General features: G+C 72.0%; 20 protein-coding genes. 11 read left to right on the forward strand and 9 right to left on the reverse strand.

Features of this window, described 5'->3' with window-relative positions:
* Nucleotides 1–101: 101 nt before the first annotated feature.
* Complete coding sequence (proP, locus tag OHA64_RS04980) at nt 102–1,610, reverse strand: glycine betaine/L-proline transporter ProP (RefSeq protein WP_405608400.1); 1,509 nt, start codon at nt 1,608–1,610, stop codon at nt 102–104.
* A 276-nt stretch (nt 1,611–1,886) separates the two neighbouring features.
* Here proP and OHA64_RS04985 point away from each other — a divergent pair, with 276 nt between their 5' ends.
* The 5 genes from OHA64_RS04985 to OHA64_RS05005 all read left to right on the forward strand — a co-directional run bounded on the left by OHA64_RS04985 (nt 1,887) and on the right by OHA64_RS05005 (nt 11,504).
* On the forward strand, nt 1,887–4,439 hold the full coding sequence (locus OHA64_RS04985; protein WP_405608403.1) for a SpoIIE family protein phosphatase: 2,553 nt from the start codon (nt 1,887–1,889) through the stop codon (nt 4,437–4,439).
* Between the two features lie 103 nt (nt 4,440–4,542).
* Entirely contained in the window at nt 4,543–7,356 is a 2,814-nt protein-coding gene (locus tag OHA64_RS04990; protein WP_405608406.1) for a SpoIIE family protein phosphatase, read from the forward strand.
* Between the two features lie 104 nt (nt 7,357–7,460).
* On the forward strand, nt 7,461–8,825 hold the full coding sequence (locus tag OHA64_RS04995) for an FAD-dependent oxidoreductase (RefSeq protein ID WP_405608409.1): 1,365 nt from the start codon (nt 7,461–7,463) through the stop codon (nt 8,823–8,825).
* Nucleotides 8,826–9,414: 589 nt separating this feature from the next.
* Nucleotides 9,415–10,296: a hypothetical protein gene (locus OHA64_RS05000; protein WP_405608412.1), complete on the forward strand. Its 882-nt coding sequence runs from the start codon at nt 9,415–9,417 to the stop codon at nt 10,294–10,296.
* Nucleotides 10,297–10,394: 98 nt separating this feature from the next.
* Entirely contained in the window at nt 10,395–11,504 is a 1,110-nt protein-coding gene (locus OHA64_RS05005) for a hypothetical protein (RefSeq protein ID WP_405608415.1), read from the forward strand.
* Nucleotides 11,505–11,665: 161 nt separating this feature from the next.
* Here OHA64_RS05005 and OHA64_RS05010 read toward each other — a convergent pair whose 3' ends face one another.
* The gene (locus OHA64_RS05010; RefSeq protein WP_405608418.1) at nt 11,666–12,337 is read right to left on the reverse strand and encodes a hypothetical protein; all 672 of its coding nucleotides are present in this window, start codon (nt 12,335–12,337) and stop codon (nt 11,666–11,668) included.
* A gap of 267 nt (nt 12,338–12,604) precedes the next feature.
* Between OHA64_RS05010 and OHA64_RS05015 the strand changes: the two genes are divergently transcribed.
* The 3 genes from OHA64_RS05015 (at nt 12,605) to tgmB (ending at nt 14,225) form a co-directional block, all read left to right on the forward strand.
* A complete protein-coding gene (locus OHA64_RS05015) occupies nt 12,605–12,898 on the forward strand; it encodes a YkvA family protein (RefSeq protein WP_405608421.1) in 294 nt (97 codons plus the stop codon).
* A 132-nt stretch (nt 12,899–13,030) separates the two neighbouring features.
* Entirely contained in the window at nt 13,031–13,222 is a 192-nt protein-coding gene (gene tgmA / locus OHA64_RS05020) for a putative ATP-grasp-modified RiPP (protein WP_405608424.1), read from the forward strand.
* 16 nt (nt 13,223–13,238) lie between these two features.
* Nucleotides 13,239–14,225 (forward strand): ATP-grasp ribosomal peptide maturase, encoded by a 987-nt coding sequence (gene tgmB / locus OHA64_RS05025; RefSeq protein ID WP_405608427.1) that lies wholly within the window; start codon nt 13,239–13,241, stop codon nt 14,223–14,225.
* 191 nt (nt 14,226–14,416) lie between these two features.
* Here the strand turns inward: tgmB and OHA64_RS05030 are convergent, their stop codons facing one another.
* From OHA64_RS05030 to OHA64_RS05045, 4 genes are all read right to left on the reverse strand, one after another.
* On the reverse strand, nt 14,417–14,647 hold the full coding sequence (locus OHA64_RS05030; RefSeq protein WP_405608430.1) for a hypothetical protein: 231 nt from the start codon (nt 14,645–14,647) through the stop codon (nt 14,417–14,419).
* 415 nt (nt 14,648–15,062) lie between these two features.
* On the reverse strand, nt 15,063–15,338 hold the full coding sequence (locus OHA64_RS05035) for a DUF5133 domain-containing protein (protein ID WP_405608433.1): 276 nt from the start codon (nt 15,336–15,338) through the stop codon (nt 15,063–15,065).
* A gap of 209 nt (nt 15,339–15,547) precedes the next feature.
* The gene (locus OHA64_RS05040) at nt 15,548–16,093 is read right to left on the reverse strand and encodes a hypothetical protein (protein WP_405608436.1); all 546 of its coding nucleotides are present in this window, start codon (nt 16,091–16,093) and stop codon (nt 15,548–15,550) included.
* 28 nt (nt 16,094–16,121) lie between these two features.
* Nucleotides 16,122–16,601, reverse strand: coding sequence for an ATP-binding protein (locus tag OHA64_RS05045; RefSeq protein WP_405608439.1), 480 nt, complete (start codon nt 16,599–16,601; stop codon nt 16,122–16,124).
* 320 nt (nt 16,602–16,921) lie between these two features.
* On the opposite strand from OHA64_RS05045, the gene OHA64_RS05050 reads away from it, so the two are divergent.
* A complete protein-coding gene (locus tag OHA64_RS05050) occupies nt 16,922–17,152 on the forward strand; it encodes a DUF397 domain-containing protein (protein WP_405608442.1) in 231 nt (76 codons plus the stop codon).
* A 99-nt stretch (nt 17,153–17,251) separates the two neighbouring features.
* Nucleotides 17,252–18,166, forward strand: a complete 915-nt coding sequence (locus tag OHA64_RS05055) for a helix-turn-helix domain-containing protein (protein WP_405608445.1) — start codon at nt 17,252–17,254, stop codon at nt 18,164–18,166.
* Between the two features lie 120 nt (nt 18,167–18,286).
* On the opposite strand, the gene OHA64_RS05060 is transcribed toward OHA64_RS05055, so the two are convergent.
* Complete coding sequence (locus OHA64_RS05060; RefSeq protein WP_405608448.1) at nt 18,287–19,105, reverse strand: SAM-dependent methyltransferase; 819 nt, start codon at nt 19,103–19,105, stop codon at nt 18,287–18,289.
* A 123-nt stretch (nt 19,106–19,228) separates the two neighbouring features.
* Nucleotides 19,229–20,086, reverse strand: a complete 858-nt coding sequence (locus OHA64_RS05065) for an aldo/keto reductase (protein ID WP_405608451.1) — start codon at nt 20,084–20,086, stop codon at nt 19,229–19,231.
* Nucleotides 20,087–20,417: 331 nt separating this feature from the next.
* On the opposite strand from OHA64_RS05065, the gene OHA64_RS05070 reads away from it, so the two are divergent.
* The gene (locus OHA64_RS05070) at nt 20,418–21,299 is read left to right on the forward strand and encodes a Gfo/Idh/MocA family protein (protein ID WP_405608454.1); all 882 of its coding nucleotides are present in this window, start codon (nt 20,418–20,420) and stop codon (nt 21,297–21,299) included.
* A 205-nt stretch (nt 21,300–21,504) separates the two neighbouring features.
* Here OHA64_RS05070 and OHA64_RS05075 read toward each other — a convergent pair whose 3' ends face one another.
* Entirely contained in the window at nt 21,505–22,401 is an 897-nt protein-coding gene (locus OHA64_RS05075) for a GNAT family N-acetyltransferase (protein ID WP_405608457.1), read from the reverse strand.
* Between the last annotated feature and the right edge of the window lie 319 nt (nt 22,402–22,720).

The following is a 22,720-nucleotide window of genomic DNA, read 5'->3' on the forward strand; positions in this document are numbered from 1 at the left end:
TGGACGAGGTGGGCGCCGGGGTCCCGGCGCCCACCGGCCGCTGACTCACCGCAGGGAGGGTTGCCCGTCACCCATACGCGTCCGGATGACCTGGACCGGCTTCAGAACCGCGGTGCGGGTGCCCGGCTCTCCACCAGGTCGGCCGCCTCCTCCGGTGTCGCGACCGCGGGCGGGGAGCCCGCCAGCGGCTTGCGGGCCGTCTCCTTCATGAAGGCGACGGAGACGGTGCCGACCAGGGCGGCGGCCATGGCGTAGAACGCGGGCATCAGTTCGCTGCCGGTGGCGGAGATCAGCGCGGTGATCACGAGGGGGGTGGTGCCGCCGAACAGGGAGGCGGAGAGGTTGTAGCCGACGGACAGGGCCCCGTAGCGCACCTGCGTCGGGAAGAGGGCGGGCAGCGCCGCGGACATCGTGCCGAGCAGGCACACCAGCGACAGGCCGAGCATCAGCATGCCGCACGACACGGCCACCAGGCTGCCCTGTCCGACCAGCAGGAACGCCGGGACGGACAGGACGAGGAAGCCGAGCATCCCGGCCATCAGCAGGGGCTTGCGGCCCAGCCGGTCGGAGAGCGAGCCGACCTGGTTCACGAGCAGCATCAGCACCACCATCGTGGCGATGAGGATGAGCAGGCCGTGCGCCTCCGAGTAGCCCATCTCGTCCGACAGGTACGTCGGCATGTACGACAGGAGCATGTAGTCGGTGATGTTGTAGGCGCCGACCAGGCAGATGCACAGAATCAGCGTCGGCCACTGCTCCCGGAAGACGGCAGCGAGGTCGCCCTTGGCCGTCGTCTCCACGGTGGAGGCGGCCTCGGAGGCCCGGTGGACGGACTCGTCCTCCAGCTTCTGGAAGGCCGGCGTCTCGTCCAGCCGAAGCCGCAGATACAGGCCGACCAGGCCGATCGGCCCGGCCACCAGGAACGGCACACGCCAGCCCCAGGACTCCATCCCGGCATCGCCGAGCATCGCGGTCAGCGCCGTGACCAGGCCCGCCGCGCCGACGTATCCGGCGAGCGTGCCGAGTTCCAGGAAGCTGCCGAAGAAGCCGCGGCGCCGGTCCGGCGCGTACTCGGCGATGAAGGTGGAGGCTCCGCCGTACTCGCCGCCGGTGGAGAAGCCCTGGACCAGGCGGAAGAGGATCAGCAGGGCCGGGGCCCAGAAGCCGATCGTCGCGTACGACGGGATCAGGCCGATGGCGAAGGTGCCGACCGCCATCAGGATCATGGTCATGGCCAGGACCTTCTTACGGCCCACTCGGTCCCCCATCGGCCCGAAGACCATGCCGCCGAGCGGGCGGACCAGGAAGGAGACCGCGAAGGTCGCGAACGAGGACAGCAACTGGACGGTGTCATTGCCGGACGGGAAGAAGACATGGCCGAGGGTGACGGCGAGATAGCTGTATATGCCGAAGTCGAACCACTCCATGGCGTTGCCCAGCGAGGCCGCCTTCACCGCGCGTTTCACGGCCGCCTCGTCCGTCACCGTGATGTCCGTGCGCCGCAACGGCGGGTTCCTGCGCCGTCGTACGGCCCTGAACAGGGTGCGGTGACGTTTGACCGCCGCCGGATCGGCAGCGATCTGCTGGGTGTCGGGTTCGTCGGCCGCCATCGTGAGTTCCTTTCCGCCGGCCAGGGATGCCACAAGATCGGCTGCTCACTCACGCCCGGCGCAAACGGAGCGCGGAGCGAGATGTGTCACGCCGCCTGCCCGGAGAACACGGCTCTGCCCGGAGAACACGCAGAACACTGCGGGGCCGCGGGACACGGGCGGTGATGTCGAGGCGCCGGGCGCCGACCTCGTCCGAGCGGATGCGCTTCCGGGGGCTGGTGGCGCATTCTGGCTGTGTCGTCGCCGGGGTGACGGCGCACGGACGAGGTAGGGCCGATGACTGGGAGCGCCGAGGACGCACATCCGACGCCGGGACGGCTGGCAACGCTGCTGATCGACGCCTCCCTGGAGGCGATCAGCGCGGCCGGCGGCCACGCGGGCGGAATCTACCTGCGGTCCGGCACGCCCGGACTGCTGCGGCTGGCCGTGCTCGGCGGGCTGCCCGGCCCCCTGTTCCGGCCCTGGTGGCGGTTGCACGCGGACAGCCCGTTCCCGGTCGCGGACGCCTACCGGCTGGGCGTCCAGGTGGTCCTGCCGAACGCCACGGAGACGATGCGCCGCTACCCCCAGTTCGCGGCCGGCCTGCCGTTCCCCTTCGGCTCCCTGTTCGTGCGGGTAGGAACGGAGGCGGCGCCGTTCGGTGTCCTCGGCGTCCTGCGTCCCTCCGTCGCGGACGCCGCCGAACTGCTGACCGCGCGGGACAGCATGGTCCGGCTGGCCCATGATCTCCAGACCGCCCTGCGCGGTCTGGAGGACCGGGGAGAGTCCGTCGTCTGGGACGGCGATCCGCTGTGCGTGCGCCCGTCCGCCACGCGACTGCCCGTGGAGCGCCTCGGCCGCTTCGTGTGGGAGCCGGCGACGGCGACCGTGACCGTGGACGAGGGCCTGCACCTCCTGCTGGGCGTGCCCCCGGACGAATTCCCCGGCACCGCCGAGGAGTTCGCGCGGGCGGTGGCCCCCTCGGACGCTCATCTGGTGCTGGCCGCGCTGCGGGGCACGGCGGCCGCCCGGCCGCCGACCCTGCCGCTGTACCTGCGGGGCGCGGACGGTGCGCTGCGGCTGATGGACCTGTGGAGCGCGGACGGCGCCGCCGACCTGTCGGGCACGTGGGCCGGCACCGGGATCGTGAAGGGCATCGTCCTCGATCCGGGCCCCGCCGCGGTGGCCGACGCGGCGGCCGACCTCCTGCCGGACGGCGTGTTCTGCCTGGATCGGGCGGGTCTGGTCGTGTACGCGAATCCGCGCGCCGCCCAGTTGTTGCGTCGGTCCCGTATCGAGCTGCTCGGCCGGGCGCTGTGGGAGACCGTGCCGTGGTTCGACCATCCTGAGGTGGAGGACCATCTGCGCGGGGCCCTGCTGGCGCCTGACTCGGTGCAGTTCCACGTCCGGCGGCCACCGGAGCCCGCCCCGGACACGGCCGCCCGGTCGTCCGAGGGCGACTGGCTGTCCCTCACCGTGCATCCCGGCGAGGACCGGCTGACCTGCACACTCCGTCCGGCGAGCCGGGTTGCGGACCAGGTCCCCGCCGATGCCTCCCGCGACGCCGACATCACTGCCGGCGGAACCGGCTCCGGGGACGCCCCTTCCGCCGACACCACCGCCTCCCCGGCACCCGCGTACCGGCCCATCGTTCTCGCCATCGCGCTCAACGAGGCGGTCACCGCGCGTCAGGTGTCCGCCGTCGTCATGCGTGAGCTGCTGCCCGCGTTCGGCGGCCGGCGGCTCGCCATCTACCTGTTGCAGGACCGGCATCTGCACCTGGCCTGGGAGTCGGGCTTCCCCAAAGGGTTTCTCACCGCGTTCGAGGGAGTGGGCCTGGACGCCCGGCTGCCCGGTGTGGAGACGCTGACCACGGGCCGCCCGCTGTTCTTCGACTCGATGGAGCAGCTGACCGCGACCTATCCCGGCATCCCGCTGGACGCGACGGAGGGCGCCCGCGCCTTCCTCCCCCTGATCGCCTCCGGTCGCCCGGTCGGCTCCTGCATCCTCGGCTTCGACCGCCCGCGCGGCTTCAGCACCGAGGAACGTACGGTGCTCACCGCGCTGGCCGGGCTGATCGCCCACGCCATGGAGAAGGCCCAGCGCTACGAGACGGAGGCCGCGCTCGCCCGAGGGCTCCAGCAGGCCCTGCTCCCCCGGCGGCTGTCGGCGCATCCTCAGGTGGAGACCGCCGGCCGCTATCTGCCCGGCACCCAGGGCTTGGAGGTGGGCGGTGACTGGTACGACGTCATCGAGGCGGGGGACGGTCTGGCGCTGGTCATCGGCGACGTACAGGGACACGGAGTGCAGGCGGCGGCGACCATGGGTCAACTGCGCAGCGCGGTGCGGGCGTTCGCGCTCGGCGACCGGCCGCCGGACGAGGTGATGAGCGGCACCAACCACCTCCTCATCGACCTCGATCCGGGGCTGTTCGCCAGCTGCTGCTACGTCCGCCTGGACCCCGCCACCGGTGTGGCCCGGGCGGCCCGCGCGGGGCATCCGCAGCCGTTGCTGCGCCGGCCGGACGGCCGCACCGAAGTCCTGGACCTGCCGGGCGGAGTCGTGCTCGGGGTGGACCCGCGGGCCGGCTACCCGGTGGCGGAACTGCGGATGGAGCCCGACGCCGTGCTGGCGCTGTACACGGACGGGATGGTGGAACGGCCCGGCAGCGACATCGACGACGGCATCAGCGCCCTGCGGTCGGCCCTGGCCAAGGCGGGCATGCCCGCCGGGCGGCCGGGCGGCCGGTCGCTGGCGGGCCTGGCGGACCGGCTCACCGCGACGGCCCGGCACGCCGTCGACCGCCCCGACGACATCGCCCTCCTGCTCGCCCGCCGCATCACGCGGTGACGGCGACGGAACGTCGTCCGGCCCTGCTGGCAACGGGAACTCGGCCTGTCACGCCGTGTGACGCCCCTCGCCTCACGGCGCGCGGCAGTGTAGACATGGGCACATGGTCCGACTCTTGGGTCGATCCGGGGCCCGGTCGACCCGCCGCCCCAGCGGTCCGCGCTCCCCCCACGCGCCAGACCGCGCCGAGGAGGTGCACAAGCACCGGGCGCGGCCGGCGCCGGGCGGCCCGCCCGCCGGGCCGCGCGGCGCCGACGGAACACGGCGGGGAACGGCCTCGGGACTGCGGGCGGCGCTGAGCGGCCGCAGCGTCGCCGGACAGGTCTTCGTCCTGCAGGTGGTGATCGTGCTGCTGCTGGTGGTGGCCGCGGTCCTCGCGCTGGTGCTGCAGGCCCGCCGCGACAGCACCAGCGAGGCGCGCAACCGCTCGGTCGCCGTCGCCCAGGCGTTCGCGAACGCGCCGGGCACCGTCGACGCGCTGCGGAGTTCCGACCCGACGGCGATCCTGCAACCGCGTGCTGAGGCGGCCCGCCGGGCCACGGACGTGGACTTCATCGTCGTCATGAACACCGACGGTGTCCGCTACACGCATCCCAAGCCGGACCGCATCGGCAAGAAGTTCGTCGGCACCCTCGCACCCGCGCTGGCCGGACGGACCGTCACCGAGACGATCGACGGCACCATCGGACCGCTCGTACAGGCCGTGGTGCCCGTCAGGGCGGACGACGGCACGATCGTCGGCCTGGTGTCGGCGGGTATCACGACGGCCAACGTGGGCGGGGCCGCCAACCGGCAGATGCCGCTGGTACTGGCCGCCGCCGCGGCGGGCCTCGCGCTGGCGACCGCGGGCACCGCGCTGGTGAGCCGACGGCTGCTGCGGCAGACGCACGGCCTGGGCCCGCACGAGATGACCCGTATGTACGAGCACCACGACGCGGTGCTGCACGCGGTCCGCGAAGGCGTGCTGATCGTCGGCGTAGAGGGCACACTGCTGCTCGCCAACGACGAGGCACACCGGCTGCTGGACCTGCCCGCCGACGCCGAGGGCCGACATGTGCAAGACCTCGGTCTGCCGCCCGACACGGCCGGCCTGCTGGCCTCCGGAGGGGTCGCCACCGACGAGGTGCACCTGGTCAAGGACCGGCTGCTGGCGATCAACCAACGGACCACGGACAGCCAGGGCGGGCCGCCCGGCACCGTCGCCACCCTGCGCGACTCCACGGAGCTGCGCGCGCTCTCCGGCCGCGCCGAGGCGGCACGGGAGCGCCTCAACATGCTGTACGACGCCGGGGCGGCGATCGGAACCAGCCTGGACGTGACCCGTACCGCCGAGGAACTCGCGGAACTGGCCGTACCGCGGTTCGCGGACTACGCCACCGTGGACCTGTTCGACACGGTGCTGAGCGGCGGTCAGCCGGACACCGGGCGCCGGCTGCACCGTACGGCGATGAGCGGGATCCGCAAGGACGTGCCGCTGTATCCGGTGGGCGAGCAGATCCGGCTCGTCGAGTCCTCCCCGCAGGCGCGCAGCCTCGGCAGCGGGCAGGCCGCGGTCGAGCCGCGGCTCAGCGAGGCCCCGGGCTGGCGGGCACAGGACCACGAACGCTCCGCCCAGGTGGTGGAGTACGGCATCCACTCGCTGATCACCGTGCCGCTGCGGGCGGGCAGCCTGGTGCTGGGGGTGGCGAGCTTCTGGCGGTCCGAGAAGCCCCAGCCGTTCGACACGGAGGAACTGGCGCTCGCCGAGGAGTTGGCGGCCCGGGCCGCCGTCTCCATCGACAACGCGCGCCGCTACACACGCGAGCACAGCATGGCGGTGACGTTGCAGCGCAGTCTGCTGCCACGCACCCTGCCCGAGCAGAACGCCCTGGAGATCGCCTACCGCTATCTGCCGGCGCAGGCGGGCGTGGGCGGCGACTGGTTCGACGTACTGCCGTTGTCCGGCGCCCGGGTGGCGCTGGTGGTGGGTGACGTCGTCGGGCACGGGCTGCACGCGGCGGCCACGATGGGGCGGCTGCGCACGGCGGTGCACAACTTCTCCGCGCTGGACCTGCCCCCCGAGGAACTGCTCTCCCTCCTCGACGAGTTGGTCTCCCGCATCGACCAGGATGAACTGGAGGAGGGTGACACCAGCGCCCCGGTGACCGGCGCGACCTGCCTGTACGCCGTCTACGACCCGGTGTCCCGGCTGTGCACGGTCGCCCGTGCCGGCCATCCGCCGCCCGCCGTGATCCACCCCGACGGCAGCGTGGAGTTCCCGGACGTGCCGGCCGGTCCGCCGCTCGGGCTCGGCGGCCTGCCGTTCGAGACGGTCGATCTGGAACTGGCCGAGGGCAGCCGGCTCGTGCTCTACACGGACGGGCTGGTCGAGGACCGGGAGCACGACATCGACGAGGGGCTCGACATGCTGCGGGACGCGCTGGAGCGGGCCGGCCAATCTCCCGAGGACACCTGCCGGGGCGTCCTCGACTCCCGGCTGCCGGCCAAGCCCAGCGACGACATCGCTCTGCTCGTGGCGCGCACCCGGGCCCTGGCCGCCGACCGGATCGCCGAGTGGCGGGTGCCGGCCGACCCGGCGGCCGTCTCGGAGGTACGGGCCTCGGTGGGCCGCCAGCTCACCCGATGGGACCTGGACGAGCTGACGTTCTCCACGGAGCTGATCCTGAGCGAGCTCGTCACCAACGCGATCCGCTACGGCGTCGACCCCATCCACGTGCGGGTGCTGTACGACCGCACCCTGATCTGCGAGGTCTTCGACAGCAGCAACACCTCGCCCCACCTGCGGTACGCGGCCATGACGGACGAGGGCGGACGCGGCCTGTTCCTGGTCGCGCAGCTCACCGAGCGCTGGGGCACCCGCTACACGCCCGAGGGCAAGGTCATCTGGGCCGAGCAGAACCTGCCCCCCCACCCATAAAGCAGCCTTATGAGCTCATAGACTGGACCCCCGTACCAACTAAGGCTTGCCTTAATTTAGGCTTCCCCTCGAGTCGATCTGTCGTCACTCGAAGGGAACTGATCATGCCCCGCCCCCTGCGGGTAGCCATCGTCGGAGCCGGCCCCGCCGGGATCTACGCCGCCGACGCACTGCTCAAGTCCGACGTGGCCGCCGAACCCGGGGTGTCCATCGACCTCTTCGAGCGGATGCCGGCCCCGTTCGGGCTGATCCGTTACGGCGTCGCTCCGGACCACCCGCGCATCAAGGGCATCATCACCGCCCTCCACCAGGTGCTCGACAAGCCGCAGATCCGTCTCTTCGGCAACGTCGACTACCCGACCGACATCAGCCTGGACGACCTGCGCGCGTTCTACGACGCCGTGATCTTCTCCACGGGCGCGACGGCCGACCGCGAGCTGTCGATACCGGGCATCGAGCTCGACGGCTCGTACGGCGCCGCCGACTTCGTCTCCTGGTACGACGGTCATCCGGACGTGCCCCGCACCTGGCCGCTCAAGGCGGAGAAGGTCGCCGTCCTCGGTGTCGGCAACGTCGCGCTCGACGTGGCGCGCATCCTCGCCAAGACCGCGGAGGAGCTGCTGCCGACGGAGATCCCGCCGAACGTCCACGAGGGTCTCAAGGCCAACAAGGCCCTGGAGGTCCACGTGTTCGGCCGCCGCGGCCCGGCGCAGGCGAAGTTCAGCCCGCTGGAGCTGAGGGAGCTGGACCACTCCCCCAACATCGAGGTGATCGTCGACCCCGAGGACATCGACTACGACGAGGGCTCGATCGAGACCCGGCGCGGCAACAAGCAGGCCGACATGGTCGCCAAGACCCTGGAGAAATGGGCCATCCGCGACGTCGGCGACCGCCCGCACAAGCTGTTCCTGCACTTCTTCGAGTCGCCGTCGGAGATCCTCGGCGAGAACGGCGAGGTCGTCGGCCTGCGCACCGAGCGCACCGCCCTCGACGGCACCGGCAACGTCAAGGGCACCGGCGAGTTCAAGGACTGGGACGTCACCGCCGTCTACCGCGCGGTCGGCTACCTCTCCGACAAACTGCCCAAGCTTCCCTGGGACCTCGACTCGGGCACGGTCCCGGACCAGGGCGGCAGGGTCGTCCAGGAGAGCGGCGAGCACCTCCAGTCGACGTACGTCACCGGCTGGATCCGGCGCGGGCCGGTGGGGCTGATCGGGCACACCAAGGGCGACGCCAACGAGACGGTGGCCAACCTGCTGGACGACTTCGCGGGCGGCCGTCTGCACACTCCGGCGTCTCCCGCGCCGGAGGCCGTGGAGGCGTTCCTCACCGAGCGCGAGGTCCGCTTCACCACCTGGGAGGGCTGGTACCGGCTGGACGCCGCCGAGAAGGCGCTGGGCGAGCCGCAGGGCCGTGAGCGCGTGAAGCTCGTCGAGCGTGAGGACATGCTCCGGGAGAGCGGCGCGTAGGACGCGTGAGCCGTCACGGGTGACACCGACGGGGCCGGGGGATCTGATCCTCCGGCCCCGTCGGTCGTGCGGCCCCCTCGTTCGTGACAGTGCCGGACGCCCGCCGGGATGCTCGGCTCACCTGGCTTCGGCGTCGACGCCACCGGTCAGCCCGCCGCCACGCGTCAACGTGCGCAGGTCGCCGCCGTACCGGTGATCGGGCTCGGGCGAACAGGGCCCGCCCCGATGCGGATGGTGGACGGGCCCTGTTCGGTGAGCCATTGTGCGGCGCCCGTCCGGTGCGGGGCAGGAGTGAACGCCCACCGTCCGGAGCGGCTGCCCCGCACCCCGCACGTGCGGCGCGCGCCCCGGGTGCGGCTGGGTGGGCGAGGGTTCGACAGGGGCCTGCGACAGCGCCGGGCCGACGTGGGCCGGCCCCGGCGGCGATCGCCGACCTGATGCCCTGGGCCCGTCACCACACCGCCGCGGGCGGGACGCCCCGGCGGCGCGGCACGGCCGCACGTGGCCGAAACACGCCGCATGGCGCCCGGCCAGAGGGGCAACCGGGACACGTCAAAGCGTTACCTCCCGACTTGAGAGGGTGTGTGCGGTGTCCAGGACGCGTTTAGGAAGTGCCGTCGCCGTGGTGATGCTCGTCGCGGGGACGGCCGGTTGCGGCGGGACGGACGACAAGGCCGACACGGCGGGCAGTCCGTCGAGCAGGCCGGAGAAGACGGACGACACGCACGTCGTTCGTGCGGCCTACGACCGGACCAGGTCGGCGGACACGGCGAAGCTGACCGTCTCCACCAAGGCCGTGGCCGGCGGGCAGAGCGTCACCGCCCAGGGCACCGGCGCGGTGGACCTCGCCGAGGGCGACAGCCGGATGACCCTCACCTCGCAGGGCAGCCGGATCGAGCAACGGGTCGTCGACGGGATCATCTACCAGAAGCCGCCCGCCGGGCAGCGTGGGACGCTGCCCGAGGGCAAGGCCTGGATGAAGATCGACCCGGCGCGGCTGCCACGCTCCGGATCCGGCGACTCACGGCTGAGCGACCCGGTGGAGCCGTTCGGATACGTCGAGAAGCTCGGCTCCGGCAAGGTGACCAAGGTCGGTACGGAGACGGTGAACGGCACCCGGACCACCCACTATCGAGTGAACATCGACGTGTCGACACTGGCGCGGGGGGACCGCGGTCAGGCGCAGGAGCTGCGCAGGCAGCTGGGTACGTCGTCGATCCCGGTGGACCTGTGGCTCGACGAGGAGGGACGGCTGCGCCAGGAGACCGTACGCCTCTCCCTGCGGCCGCTGCGGGACAGCTCGCCGACGGACCGTGAGGACACCCGGGTGAGCAGCACGACGACCCTGCGGTTCGACGACTTCGGCACCCGGGTCGGCGTGGAGGCGCCGCCCTCGGCACAGACCGCCGACGTGACCGCCGAGCTCGCCGACGCGGCGAAGTCCGGTCAGAAGTCGCCACAGGCCGGCTGAGCGTCCGCCGGTCTTCCTCGGGGACCCCGGGTGATCGTCGACGCGGGCCGACGGCGATACTGAAAGGCGCACGTGCCCCTCCGCCACCAGATGGACTCATGCCGATCTCCTCCGCCGCCCGTCCCACCCATCCTCCGACGGTGTGGCTGGCCCGAGGCCGCCACACAGGACCCGACCCGCTGGACGTCGTCCGCCGCAATCTGCAACGACTCAAGGACGCGGGCACCATCGACGACTTCCTGGAGCCGTCCGAGGCCGAGGAGGCCCCGAAGCCGGTCTTCGAAGCGCGCTGGCGCGTTCCCGAAGGGGCGACCGTGCGGGCCGCACTGACGGTCCTGCCCATGGCCGACACCGAAGCGGACACCGGATCGGAGTGGGTGCTGGCGGCGGAGGCGGAACATCCGTGGGACCAGCGGTGGCCCTCCCCCGCCACCGTGTTCTGGCCCGACGCACCGGACGCCGACTGGGACCACGACATTCCCACCGGGCTGCGTCTGCGGGACGCCAACCGCCTCCCCGAGGACGACAAGGCCATGCGCCGGCTGTTCCGGGACGCGGTGCGCGGCAGCTGGAACACCCACGTCGTCGTGCACGAGGCGATGACCCCGGACGAACGCGGTCGGCGGGCCCTGGCCCCGCTGCTTCCCGACGGCCTGCGGCACCGGGTGGTCGAGCACCGCGCCGCCCCGCAGCAGCTGCGGGCCGTCAACTGGGCCCTGAAGGAGGCCGGCGTGCAGGTGCCGCGGGGCGGCGCGGTGGTCCTTCCCGCAGCGCCGGGCAAAACCGACCACGACAAGGACGAGTTCGCCGTACGCAGTGTGTTCCTCGACGGTTCGGAGCCCTCGGACCTGGTCGACGCGCTGATCCGGTTCGCGGCGTCGTCGAGGCCGTTGCCGGACGGGGGCGAGGACGCGGTGACCGCGCTGCGGGAGCAGTGGCATCTGCTGACCGTGGAGGAGGAGCTCGTCCGCCAGCGGGAGCTCGTCGCCATGTACGCCGACGCGCTGGACGCCATGACGAAGTCCCGGGACCTGTACCGGGAGGCCGCCGAACGGGCCCACGAGGCGCTGACCGCGTACCGCGAGACCGCGGCCGCCCTCCCCGAGCAACCGCAACCGCCCGCCACGCCGGCCGGGTCCCCGCTCCAGCAGCTGAGCCGCACCCTGGAACGCCTCAAGGGCGCCACGAGGACGCGGGACACGCCCTAGCCGTCGTGACCGGCCCGTCTTGACCAGCTGTCTCGACCGCAGGGTTGTTGACGGGGGTGGGCGGCCGACCTGCGGGCGCGGTGTCGCATCGGCGGGCACGGGCAGGCGGGGCGTCGGCGCGCTCGCGGACCGGGGCGGCAGGACGGCGAACGGGCAGCGGGTCAGTCCGTGGAGCGAGTGGCTTCGGCCATCGGCCGGTCCGTCGTACCGCGCGGCATCTGCCATGCCAGGCGGGCGACCAGGGAGGTCAGCGCCGCCAGGGACGCGACGACCCCGGCCGTACCGGCGATCCAGGCCGGCGCGAGGGCGAGGTCCAGCGCCCGTGACAGCCCGGCCGAGTGCACCGGTCCGCCTTCGAGCAGCTGACCGGCCGCCACGGTCGCCGGGACCATGACGGCAACCGCGAGCGTCGGCACGGTCGTCCGTACGGCCAGCACCAGCGCCAGGAACACGCACAGGACCGACACCGCGAGGGCCAGGCCGTAGACACGTACGGACGCACCGTCCCGGTACAGCGGGAAACTGAGCACCCCGCACCCCGCGAGGGCCAGGACGGCGAACCGGGCCTGGGGGAACGGCGGTGTCGCCGCCCGGCTCGGGTCGGTGGCTGGGTCTGCCCGGCGTACGGGTATCGCTCCGAGTCCGAGCGTGACAGGGGCCGCCAGGACCAGTGGCCGGGTCACGTCCTCCACCGACCGGTCCGCCACAGCGGCGCTCACCGGCTCACCGTCCGGAACGCCGTATGCGGAGGCGACGCGTCCGATGCCTCGGGTCGATTCGGGGAGGGGTATGGCGGCGGGGTTCGACTCGGGTGATGCGGGGCCGGTGGTCATGCTGAGCTCCAGGGGAAGGGTGCGCCCGCGGTCGACGCCCCGACGTGCGACACGCGGTGTTACGTCGACCATTACTAGGCTTCCCCGCGGCTGCGTGCCACTCGGGTGAGCCAGTGGTATGAGCGGGGCGTCGGCGGGCGGGTGCGCCCCTCTCGCGCCCCCGTCGATCCAGCGGCAACCAGTTGGCGGGCAATACCGGCGCCCGGAGCGGGAATCCGAGAAGTGGCGGCCGCACGACGCGGCCCGCCCGGACGAGGAGGACCGCCCGTGGACACGACCACCGGAGTGTTCGTCGCCGTCGCGATCCTCGCGGCCCTGGTGCTGGCCGTCGCGATCGCCCTGCTGGTTCGGCTGGTGCGGGCCCGGCGCAGCCTGCGGCGCGCGGGACTTCCGACGGGCCCGCGCTGGGTCTTCTGGGGCGCCTTGCTGTACTTCGTGCTGCCGACCGACCTGCTGCCCGACCCCGTGTACCTGGACGACATCGGCGTACTGCTGCTGGCGCTGCGCACCCTTCGCGCCTCCCCCGAGATGAGCGAGCCCGGGGCGCCGAAGCGACTCTGATTACGCAGAGTAAGGAAACCAATCACCCGTTCGATTCGTATAAGTCTCTGGGAGCCCTGGAAAGTCGGCGGCCATGGGGGGCCGCGGAGGCGACCGCCGTTCGATCGAGCAGCATTGGCAAGGGGAGAGACGATGCAACCGTTCGCGCTCAACTACGCACGCCCATCGATGGAGTTGGACGCCACCACTCCGTACGTCTACGACACCGGGCTGCAGTTGAACGTCCTCTTCGACGGGCGGATCGCCGCCCGCGATCACGCCCTGATCAGGGAATTGGGGACCACCACGTCCACCGCGGGCTCCAAGACGCACTTCGACGACTGAACACGAGCCGCGACACATGACCGTGTTGATTCTGACGAGCGAAGAGGACGTGACCGCCGACATGGTGGTCTTACACCTCAACGCCACGGGGGTTCCGGTGGTCCGGCTCGACCCCGCCGACCTGACCGGCGAGGTCGCCCTGTCCGGTGAGTACGTGCACGGCGCGTTCCGCGGCCATGTCTCGGCCGCGGGCCGCCTGGTGAGCATCGGGGGGCTGCGCTCCGTCTGGGTACGCAGGCCCGGGGTCCCGGCCGCCCGGGCCGCCACGCCCTCCTCCTGGCTGACCGAGGAGGCCTCCCAGGCGCTGTACGGCATGCTCCGGGGCAGCGACGCCCGCTGGATGAACCATCCCGACGCGGCCCGCCGGGCCCGGCACAAGCCCTGGCAGCTGCGCCTCGCGCAGCGTTCGGGGCTGCCTGTGCCGGCCACGCTCATCACGACGTTCCCGCAGGCGGCCCGGGAGTTCGCGGAGCGCTACCCGGACCTGGTGGTCAAGCCGGTCTCCGGCGCCCATCCGCAGGATCCGCCCCGAGCGGTGCCGACCAGCAGGGTCGCCCCGGACACCGACTTCTCCGCCGTCGCCTACGGCCCCACGCTGCTGCAACGGCGGATCACCAAACGGGCCGACATCCGTCTGACGGTGGTGGGCGACCGGATGCTGGCCGCCCGGAAGGCCGTCGCCGACGACGCGGATCCTGACGAGGTCGACGTCCGGTTCGCGGTGAACACCGCGTCCTGGCGCCCGACCGACGTTGCGCCGCGCGTCGCCGACACCGTCCGGGCGTATCTCCGGGACGCGGAACTGGCCTACGGCGCCTTCGACTTCGCCGAGGACGCGGACGGCACCTGGTGGTTCCTGGAGTGCAACCAGTCGGGACAGTTCGGCTTCGTCGAGGTGGACACCGGCCAGCCGATCGCGATGAGCGTTGCGGAGTGGCTGGCGCGTCCTCCCGAGCCGGAGCGGCCGGACCGGGTCAACGGAACGAATGGGGCGCGGCGTTGAGTTCCGGCCCGGGGCATGCGCTGTGGCCCCGGCCGGGCGCCGGTTCCTGGAACCGCCGGTGGGGGCCGGATTCCTGGGGCCCGGTCAGGGGCGGGGTGTGGTGAACCGCGTCCGGGGCGGGGGTCCGTGAGCCGGATCCGCGTCCGAGGCGGGGGTCTGGTGGCCCGGTCAGGTCCGGGCGGCCGGTCCGGTCAGTAGGGGCGTGGGCCGGGCAGGGCCGCCCGCTGCCAGCCCGCGCCCGGGGACGCCGGACGGTCGGTGGGCTGGCCGGGATGAGAGCCGGGTCCGGGGCCGAAGGACTGCAGCGGCCGCATGACGTACTCCAGTTCCCTGGTCACGCGCTCGGCCTCCCTGCGTGCCTGAGCCGGGACGTCGCCGCGCTCCGCGACGAGTCGGTCGTAGATGGGGGAATCCTGGAACACCCGTCAACGCGCCTTTCGAGTCAGTGCCCATCAGCACGGGCACGAGTGCCGAGTGTAGGCGCCCCCACCCACAGGTAGGCGAATTCCGAAGGAGGACTTGACGCAGGCGCGAACGGCGGTGCGCTCTCAGGCTCCGGTCGGGGAGCCCGGCCGGACGATCACCAGTGCGGTGACGGTCGCCCGCCACGGGTTGAACAGGCCTGTGAGCATGGTGAGTTGGTCCGTGTCGCATCGAACGGGTCGTGCGGCGGGCGGGGGTCGGCTCCCCCGCCTCGTTCCGCGAGCGGTTCCGCCGGGTGGTCGGCGCCACAGCGCGGGCAGACCGCTCCGCGTTCCACGCGAGGACGGCCCCCCGTCCCGCAGGCGCTGCCCCAGGACCTGCCCAGGGGCCCCGCGACTGCGGGACGGCGCGGTGTCACACGGCCAGTCGCAGCGCGTCGTCTTCCCCGTCCACGTCCGTCGCGTCCGGTGTCGTACGTCCGGCGGCGAGGAGCAGGGCGTCCGCCTTGGCGACCGCCTCGTGGATGTCGGTGGCCGCCATCATCACGCAGAGCGTGTAGGTGACGTCCTCCAGTTCACGTGCGGTCGCCTCCCTTTCCCTCTCCGCCTGAGCCCTCTGCGCCTGGGCGATCCGCAGCGATGCGTACCGAGTCAGCAGCTTTCTGACGACCTTCGGGTCCGGAACGAGCACGTAGCGCCCCTCTCTCGAGTTTTGCGCACCGTATGCCCGAACCGTGGCGGACCATTCACCTCCGGTGCCCTACGGCGCACAATTGGCGCAATTCCATTACTACCTGCCCGGCGTACGCACCTACTGCCGTCGTGCGCCGTTCGTGCGCCGTTCGTGCGCCGTCGGACGAGCTGTCCGCCGGGCAGCGCCGTGTACGCCCGCCCCGGGCCTCACTCGCCGAGCGTGCGGGCGAGTTCCGTGGTCGCGCGGGCGATCTCGGTGTCCTCCTCGGCCATCAGCCCCCGCAGGGCACCGCGCCGGTCGCGGACCGCCTGCCGCGCCTTGCGCTCCCACACGACGTGGTTCTCACGGTGGTTGAGCAGCTTCGGGTAGACGGCGGCCGTACTCTCCCACTGTCGGGCGGCGGCGATGTTCCTGAGCAGTTGGATGATCTCCGCGCGGCAGGTCACCCGCGGCAGTTGGGCGAGTTCCCACAGGAAGGGGACCGTGGCGGCCGTCGCCTGCTCCACGACGAAGCCGTACTGGCAGATGCGGCGACGCAGATCGGCGAGGGCGGCCCGGGCCGTCTCGGGGTCGCCGCAGGCCACGCTGGTGAGCAGCAGCGGGATGGCGGCGGCGCAACCGGTGGAGTCCTGGATCTCGCGCCACGGCACCCGGTCCAGAGCCGTCAGAGGCGTGGTCCTGGCCACCCCGGTGGGCGGCTCGTGGGGGTCTGTGCGCTCGGTGCTCTGCTCGTGCTTCGGAGCGGTGCGCATGGCGTGGGGCCTTTCCGCGGCGGTCATGTCAGATGGGAGGGCAGGTCGAGAGCCTGGCCCAGACGGTCTTGCCGGCCGGGGGCGTCAGGGTCCAGCCCCATTCCTCGGCCAGGGCGTCGACGATGCACAGGCCTCGGCCGTGGTCCAGCAGGGCGGAGTTGTCGGTGGCCGTGAACTCGGGCGGGTTCTCGCCGAGGTCGGAGACGGTGAGCAGCACATGGGCGGGGTGGAGCACGATCCCCAGCCACACCTCCGCCTTGCTCACGGGGGCCCTGGGTACCGCGTGCGCCACGGCGTTGGCCGCGAGCTCGGTGACCACGAGGGCGGCGTCGTCGCCGTGGTGCTCGAGCCGCCAGCGGCTCAGGGTGTCCAGGGTGAAGGCCCGGGCCAGGGCGAATCCCTCCCCGCTGCATCTGATGCGCAGTGCGGCGGCGTCCGGACCGTCGCTCGGGGCCGACGGGCTCGGGGCCGACGGGCTCTCTGCCGGTGAGCTCGGGGACGGCCGCATGCCGACCTCCGCCGGACGCCGCTGTGCCGGGAGGCCGACGAGGGGCGCTCCCCCTGTGCCGGGCACAGCCTGGCCCGGCGGCCGGAGCACGTGATGCGCAGGTGATGACACGGCATCTCCCTGATGCGACGTCAAGAGAGGGCGCCATCCGAGGGGTTGACGCCGTAGCTATTATCCACGCAGACGGCGTCCGCGTGCAATTGCACGAGAAATTGCACGAAAGACAGGTGGGACTGGAGAGGCCCGGGGAACCCGGCCCGTGCCACCGGGGCGGCCGGGCGCAACGCCCGGCGAGGAACGTGAACAGCAAGGAGACTGCGGTGCCACCAGTACGGAACGGAGTGCGGGCGAGTTCGCTGGACGCCCGCTGGATCAAGAGCCGGCACAGCAACGCCGAGGGCAACTGCGTGGAAGTGGCCACGCTGGTCGACGGGGACGTCGCGATGCGCAACTCCCGTGATCCCGACGGCCCGGCGTTGATCTACACGCCGGCCGAGGTGGCGGCGTTCGTGGCCGGAGCGAAGGAGGGCGAGTTCGACCATCTGCTGTAAGGCGGCGGTCAACTCCCTTACGGCTTCGAACACATGCGGTGCGACACTACGCGGTGCGATAGTGTGAGTCGTCTCTGTGCCGGTTTATTGGGAGCCAGGATGTCCCCCGAGTCACATCGCATCTCCCGCCTACAGCCCTACCTGGACCGGCCCGAGCCGGCTCCGACCCTGTTGAAGATGCTGGTGGGCGTGCAGTTGGCGGGGTTCCGCGAAGACGCGGGGCTCACGCAGGAACAGGCCGCGCGAGCCCTGAAGTTCAGTCCGGCGAAGCTGTCACGCATCGAGTCGGGCAAGGGCCGACGGCCCCCGGCCGAGACCGATGTCCGCGCCCTGCTGGAGCTGTTCGGCACCGACGACTACGAGGCGTCGGTGCTCCTCAAACTGCTCCAGCGCGCGGGCGATCCGGGGTGGTGGCAGCGCTACGACAAACGGTTGATGCCCGAGTGGTTCGACCGTCTGGTCGGCCTCCAGGAGGCGGCGGCCGCGATCCGCACCTTCGAGATCCAGTACGTGCCCGGGCTGCTGCAGACACCGGACTACACCCGCGCCGTGGTGGAGCGGGGGCTGCCCTCGGCGGCCGCGAGCGAGGTGCGGCGCCGGGTCGAACTGCGCACCCGCCGGGCGCAGTTGCTGGAGCGTGCGGACGCGCCGCAGTTGTGGGCGATCCTCGACGAGTCGGTGCTGCTGCGGGTCCTGGGCAGTCGTGAGGTGATGCGTGACCAGCTCGACCATCTGATCACGATGGCCCAGCGCCCCCATGTGACGGTGCAGATCGTGCCGCTGGATGTGACGAACGCGTCCGCGCCGGCCATCCCGATCACCTATCTCCGTTTCGGCGGTCTCGATCTGCCCGACGTGGTGTACCTGGAGCACATCAAGAGCGCCAACTTCCTGGAGGACCGCGACGAGACCGAGGAGTACCGGCTCGCCCTGGACCGGCTGGCCGACGACGCGCTCGAACCCCGTGACTCCTTGCGGTTGTTGCGGGAGACGAGGGAGCAGCGCTACGGCTGAGCGGGGTGCCACCGGCTTCCGTTCCGCTCACATGGAACGCCCCGCCACGGGACCGGGAGGGTCACGTGACGGGGCGTCGTGGCGTCAGGGCACCGCCGGGGAGGGAGAGGCAGCGTCGGGTCACAGGATGCGGGCGACGCCGCCGAACTCGATCCACTCGTGGGAGAGCTGGCGGGGGGCCACCTCGGAGTCGGGCCGCCAGGTGGAGACCTCCACCAGGCCCGGGTCGAGGATCTCCGTGCCCTCGAACCATCCGGCGACGTCCTTCTCCTGGCGCACCCGGCCCCAGTGGCCCTGGGTGGCCTGGTCCATGAAGTCGGTGACGAACTTGCGGACCTCGGGGTCCTCGCTGACCAGCTGGCACATCACCACGAAGCTGCCGGGCACCAGCCGTTCGATGACCCGGCGGACCACCGCGAGGGGTCCGTCGGTGTCGCTGTCGGGGATGCAGTGCATCACCGAATTGAAGAGCACGGCGACAGGCTGGTCGAAGTCGATCAGACGGCGGGTGTCGGGGTGCGAGAAGATCGCGTCGGTCTCCCGCATGTCCGCGTGGATGACGGCGGTGCGCTCGTCCTGTTCCAGCAGGGCCCGTCCGTGGACCAGCACCATGGGGTCGTTGTCGACGTAGACGACGTGCGTGTCCGGATCGATGCGCTGGGCGACCTGGTGGACGTTGTCCTGGGTGGGCAGGCCTGAGCCGTGGTCGAGGAACTGCCGGATGCCGTGGTCGGCTGCCAGCACCTTCACGACACGTTGCAGGAAGCGCCTGTTGTTCACGGCCAGTCGGCGGGTGCTGGGGACGACCTTGTCGAGCTCCTCGCACGCCGCCCGATCGGCCGCGTAGTTGTCCTTGCCCCCCAGGTAGTGGTCGTACATCCGCGCGGCCGTGGGTACGGCGGCGTCGATCGACGTGGACAGCTGCTTACCGGTCTGCATCTTTCCCCCAGCTTCGTGCCGCGCCAACTGGCCTGGCAGGACAGGGAGTCCATCCTATGGACCGGATGTTTGCCGGTGCCAGTCCACGCCGAGGCCGGCCACGAACGAGGGGTGGGTGAGGGGTCAGCCGGCGTCGAGTTCCGCGAGTTCCTCCGTGGTGAGGACCAGGTCGGTGGCCGCGGCCGAGTCACGGATGGTCTCGGGCCGGCTCGCGCCCGGGATCGGCACGACCACCGGCGACTTGGCGAGCATCCAGGCCAGGCAGACCCGCTGCGGGCTGACTCCGTGGGCCCCCGCGATCCGGGCGAACGGGGCGTGTGCGGAGCCGAGTTCACCGGCGCGGGAGATACCGCCGAGCGGGCTCCAGGGCAGGAAGGCGATGCCGAGTTCGTCGCACAGGCGCAGTTCCGGCTCGCTGGAGCGGAAGGCCGGGGAGAACTGGTTCTGCACGGAGACCAGCCGGCCGCCGAGGATCTCGTTCGCCTGGCGGATCTGGTCCGGGTCGGCGTTGGAGATGCCGGCCATGCGGATCTTGCCCTCGTCGAGCAGGTCACGGATCGCGCCGACGGACTCCGCGTAGGACACCCTCGGGTCAGGACGGTGGAACTGGTAGAGCCCGATCGCCTCCACGCCCAGCCTCCGCAGCGAGGCCTCGCAGGCGGCCTTGAGGTGCTCGGGGCGGCCGTCGAGGGTCCAGCTCCCGCCGCCGGGGCGCTGATGGCCGCCCTTCGTCGCGACCAGGACCTCCCGGCCGCGGTCGTGGGAGGCGAGGGCCTTGGCGATCAGGGTCTCGTTGTGGCCGACCTCGTCGGCATCCCGGTGGTAGGCGTCCGCGGTGTCGACGAGGGTGACGCCGGTGTCGAGTGCGGCGTGGATCGTGGCGAGGGAGCGGGCCTCGTCCGGTCGGCCTTCGATGGACATGGGCATGGCGCCCAGGCCGATCGCGCTCACCTCGACATCACCGATACGGCGGGTGTGCATGACCTCGTGACCTCTTTCGGCTGTACGGCAGAACCGACGGCGTCCGACGCCAGGACGGGCGCCCACGACGACGGACGCACTCCAGCCTCGCTGGCCCGCACCCCGAAGGTCCAATAGAAGAACGAGAACGGATTCAGCACCCGGGCCACTGAATCCCGGTGGCCGCCCGGACCGCGGTGGGTCCCCCGGTGGCCCGCCCGTGTCAGGATCCCGTCGTCAGGAATCGAAAGGGCTTGCGCACCAGCACCACCGGTGTGAAACGCTCACCCCCGACCGGTCCCCCCACCCGCGCCGGTCATCACGAGGTAGTACGGCGTGGAGAGGCAGCGGTATGCGCATCGGACTGCTCGGCACCGGCCCCTGGGCCTCGATGGCCCACGCCCCTGCCCTGAGCGAACACCCGGGGCTGGACTTCGTCGGGGTGTGGGGCCGCCGCCTGGACGCGGCCAAGGAACTGGCCGACCTGCACGGCACACGGGCGTACGACGACGTGGACGCGCTGTTCGCCGACGTGGACGCCGTGGCCGTCGCCCTGCCGCCGGACGTGCAGGCGGCGCTTGCGGCGCGGGCCGCGCGGGCGGGCTGCCATCTGCTGCTGGACAAGCCGCTCGCCATGACGGTCGAGCAGGGGCGGGCGGTGGTCGACGCCGTCCAGGACGCGGGCGTCGCCTCGGTCGTCTTCTTCACCTCCCGTTTCCTGGCCGAGACCGAGACGTGGATCACCGAACAGGCGGGTGTGGAGGGCTGGTTCACCGCGCGGGCGCAGTGGCTGGGGTCGGTGTTCACGAGCGACAGCCCGTTCGCCGACTCGCCGTGGCGGCGCCAGAAGGGCGCCCTGTGGGACGTCGGACCGCATGCCCTGTCCGTGCTGCTTCCGGTGCTCGGCGACGTCCGGCGGGTGGCGGCGGCCGCGCACGGTCCCGGGGACACCGTCCATCTGGTCCTGAACCATGCCGGTGGCGCGTCGAGCACCCTGACGCTGAGCCTCACGGCACCGCCCGCGGCGGCGGGTGACGCGGTGGAGCTGCGGGGCGAGGCGGGGGTGAGTGCCCTTCCGGAGAGCTCCGAGGGGTTGGGGTCGGCCGTCGCCCGGGCCGCGGACGCCCTGCTCGACGCCGCCCGCACCGGCCGCCCGCACGCGTGCGACGCCAGGTTCGGTCTGCGGGTCACCGAGATCCTGGCGGCGGCCGAGGCGCTGCTCGACGACGCCTGACCCTGGCGGTGCCCGCACCGGCCCGACGGTCTCCCCGACCGTCGCCTTCCCGCTGCGCCCCCGCCAGGCCCGCCCGTCGAAGCCCACCGCCGTCTTCGTCGCCCCGCCGCCGTTCACACCGTCGATCAGCATGCCACCCGGCGCTGACAGACGGACCGGACCGCCTGCCAGTGCAGGAACGGCTGTCAGTGCCGGAGCGGCCTTATCAGCCGGTGTGCCCGAGGTGGAAGTTCAGGCGTTCCCGTACGACGGGATAGCCGGCCTTGGCGAAGTTCCCGGCCATCGGGAAGTTCCCCTGGTCGGTGGCGGCGGCGACGAACTCGGCGCCTCGCTCGACCAGGAAGTGGGTGCACTCCGCGAGGAGGTCGTAGGCGTAGCCGCGTCCCCGCTGGTCGGGCAGGACTCCGATGAAGCCGACGCAGGGCCCCGCGGGGTTGTGCGCCGGGATGTGGATGCCGACCGGCTCGCCCCGCGGGGTGTAGGCGATCTGCCACCACTCCCTGGGCGACGGGCACCAGTGGAAGAAGTCGAGTTCCTCCTGGGCGGCCCGGTCGAGGCCGCCCTCCTCGATGGCCTTGAGGGCATGCGCGTCCAGAGTGACGGAGTGGATGCGGCGCAGGGCGTCGCGGAACACCTCGTCGTCCGGTTCGGACCGGAACTCGAGGCGTCCGGGCCGCTCGGGCAGCCCGCACTCCGTGGTCCACCGGTACAGGAAGCGTTCCACCAAGAGCGCGTATCCGGCGTTCCGTACGGCGGTGAAGCGGGCCTCGGCCGCGGCGCGCAGGGCCGGGTCCTCGCGCCAGCCGGGGGGCAGGTTCATTTCGAGTTCGACCTGCCAGGGGGCGGTGCGCAGGAGTTCGGTGCCCGCCTCCTCCTCGCCCTCGGCCACGTCGAACCAGTTGACGCAGAGGGGTTCGGTGTCGTCGGGGCCACCCCACCAGGCGGCGCGCGCCACGACCTCGCCGTCGCGCAGGGCCACCCGCTTCCAGTCGGGGCGGTGGCGGGTGAGCCGGTGTCCTTCGCGGGCGTTCAGCGGGTCCGGCATGGTGTCGAAGAGTGGGGCGTCGCGCTCGTCGAGCGCGCGGATGACCAGATCGGTCACGGGTTCCTCCGGGATGCGTACGGCGTGGAGCGCTCCCGGTCAGACGAAGCACGCCGGGGCAACGGTAAGGGAGCGCTGGGTGGTTGTGGCCTTCACGGCACTCGCCTCCTTCCGTCGTCTCGGGGCGTGACGGCTCACCGTACACGGCTCGAGCGGCACGTGAGGCCGAATAAAACGCGCGCTGTGCTGCGCACCGGGAGGACGGCCGTACGCGGCATCGGGGCCCGAATCCGTCGTACGAGCATACGAGCGCTCTCGCGTCCCTTTACGCGCCCGCACGTCGATGTCCCTCGGTGGCCGCGTGCATCGCTCGGCGTAG

This window comes from Streptomyces sp. NBC_00076 (genome assembly GCF_045041235.1).
Classification (GTDB): Bacteria; Actinomycetota; Actinomycetes; order Streptomycetales; family Streptomycetaceae; genus Streptomyces.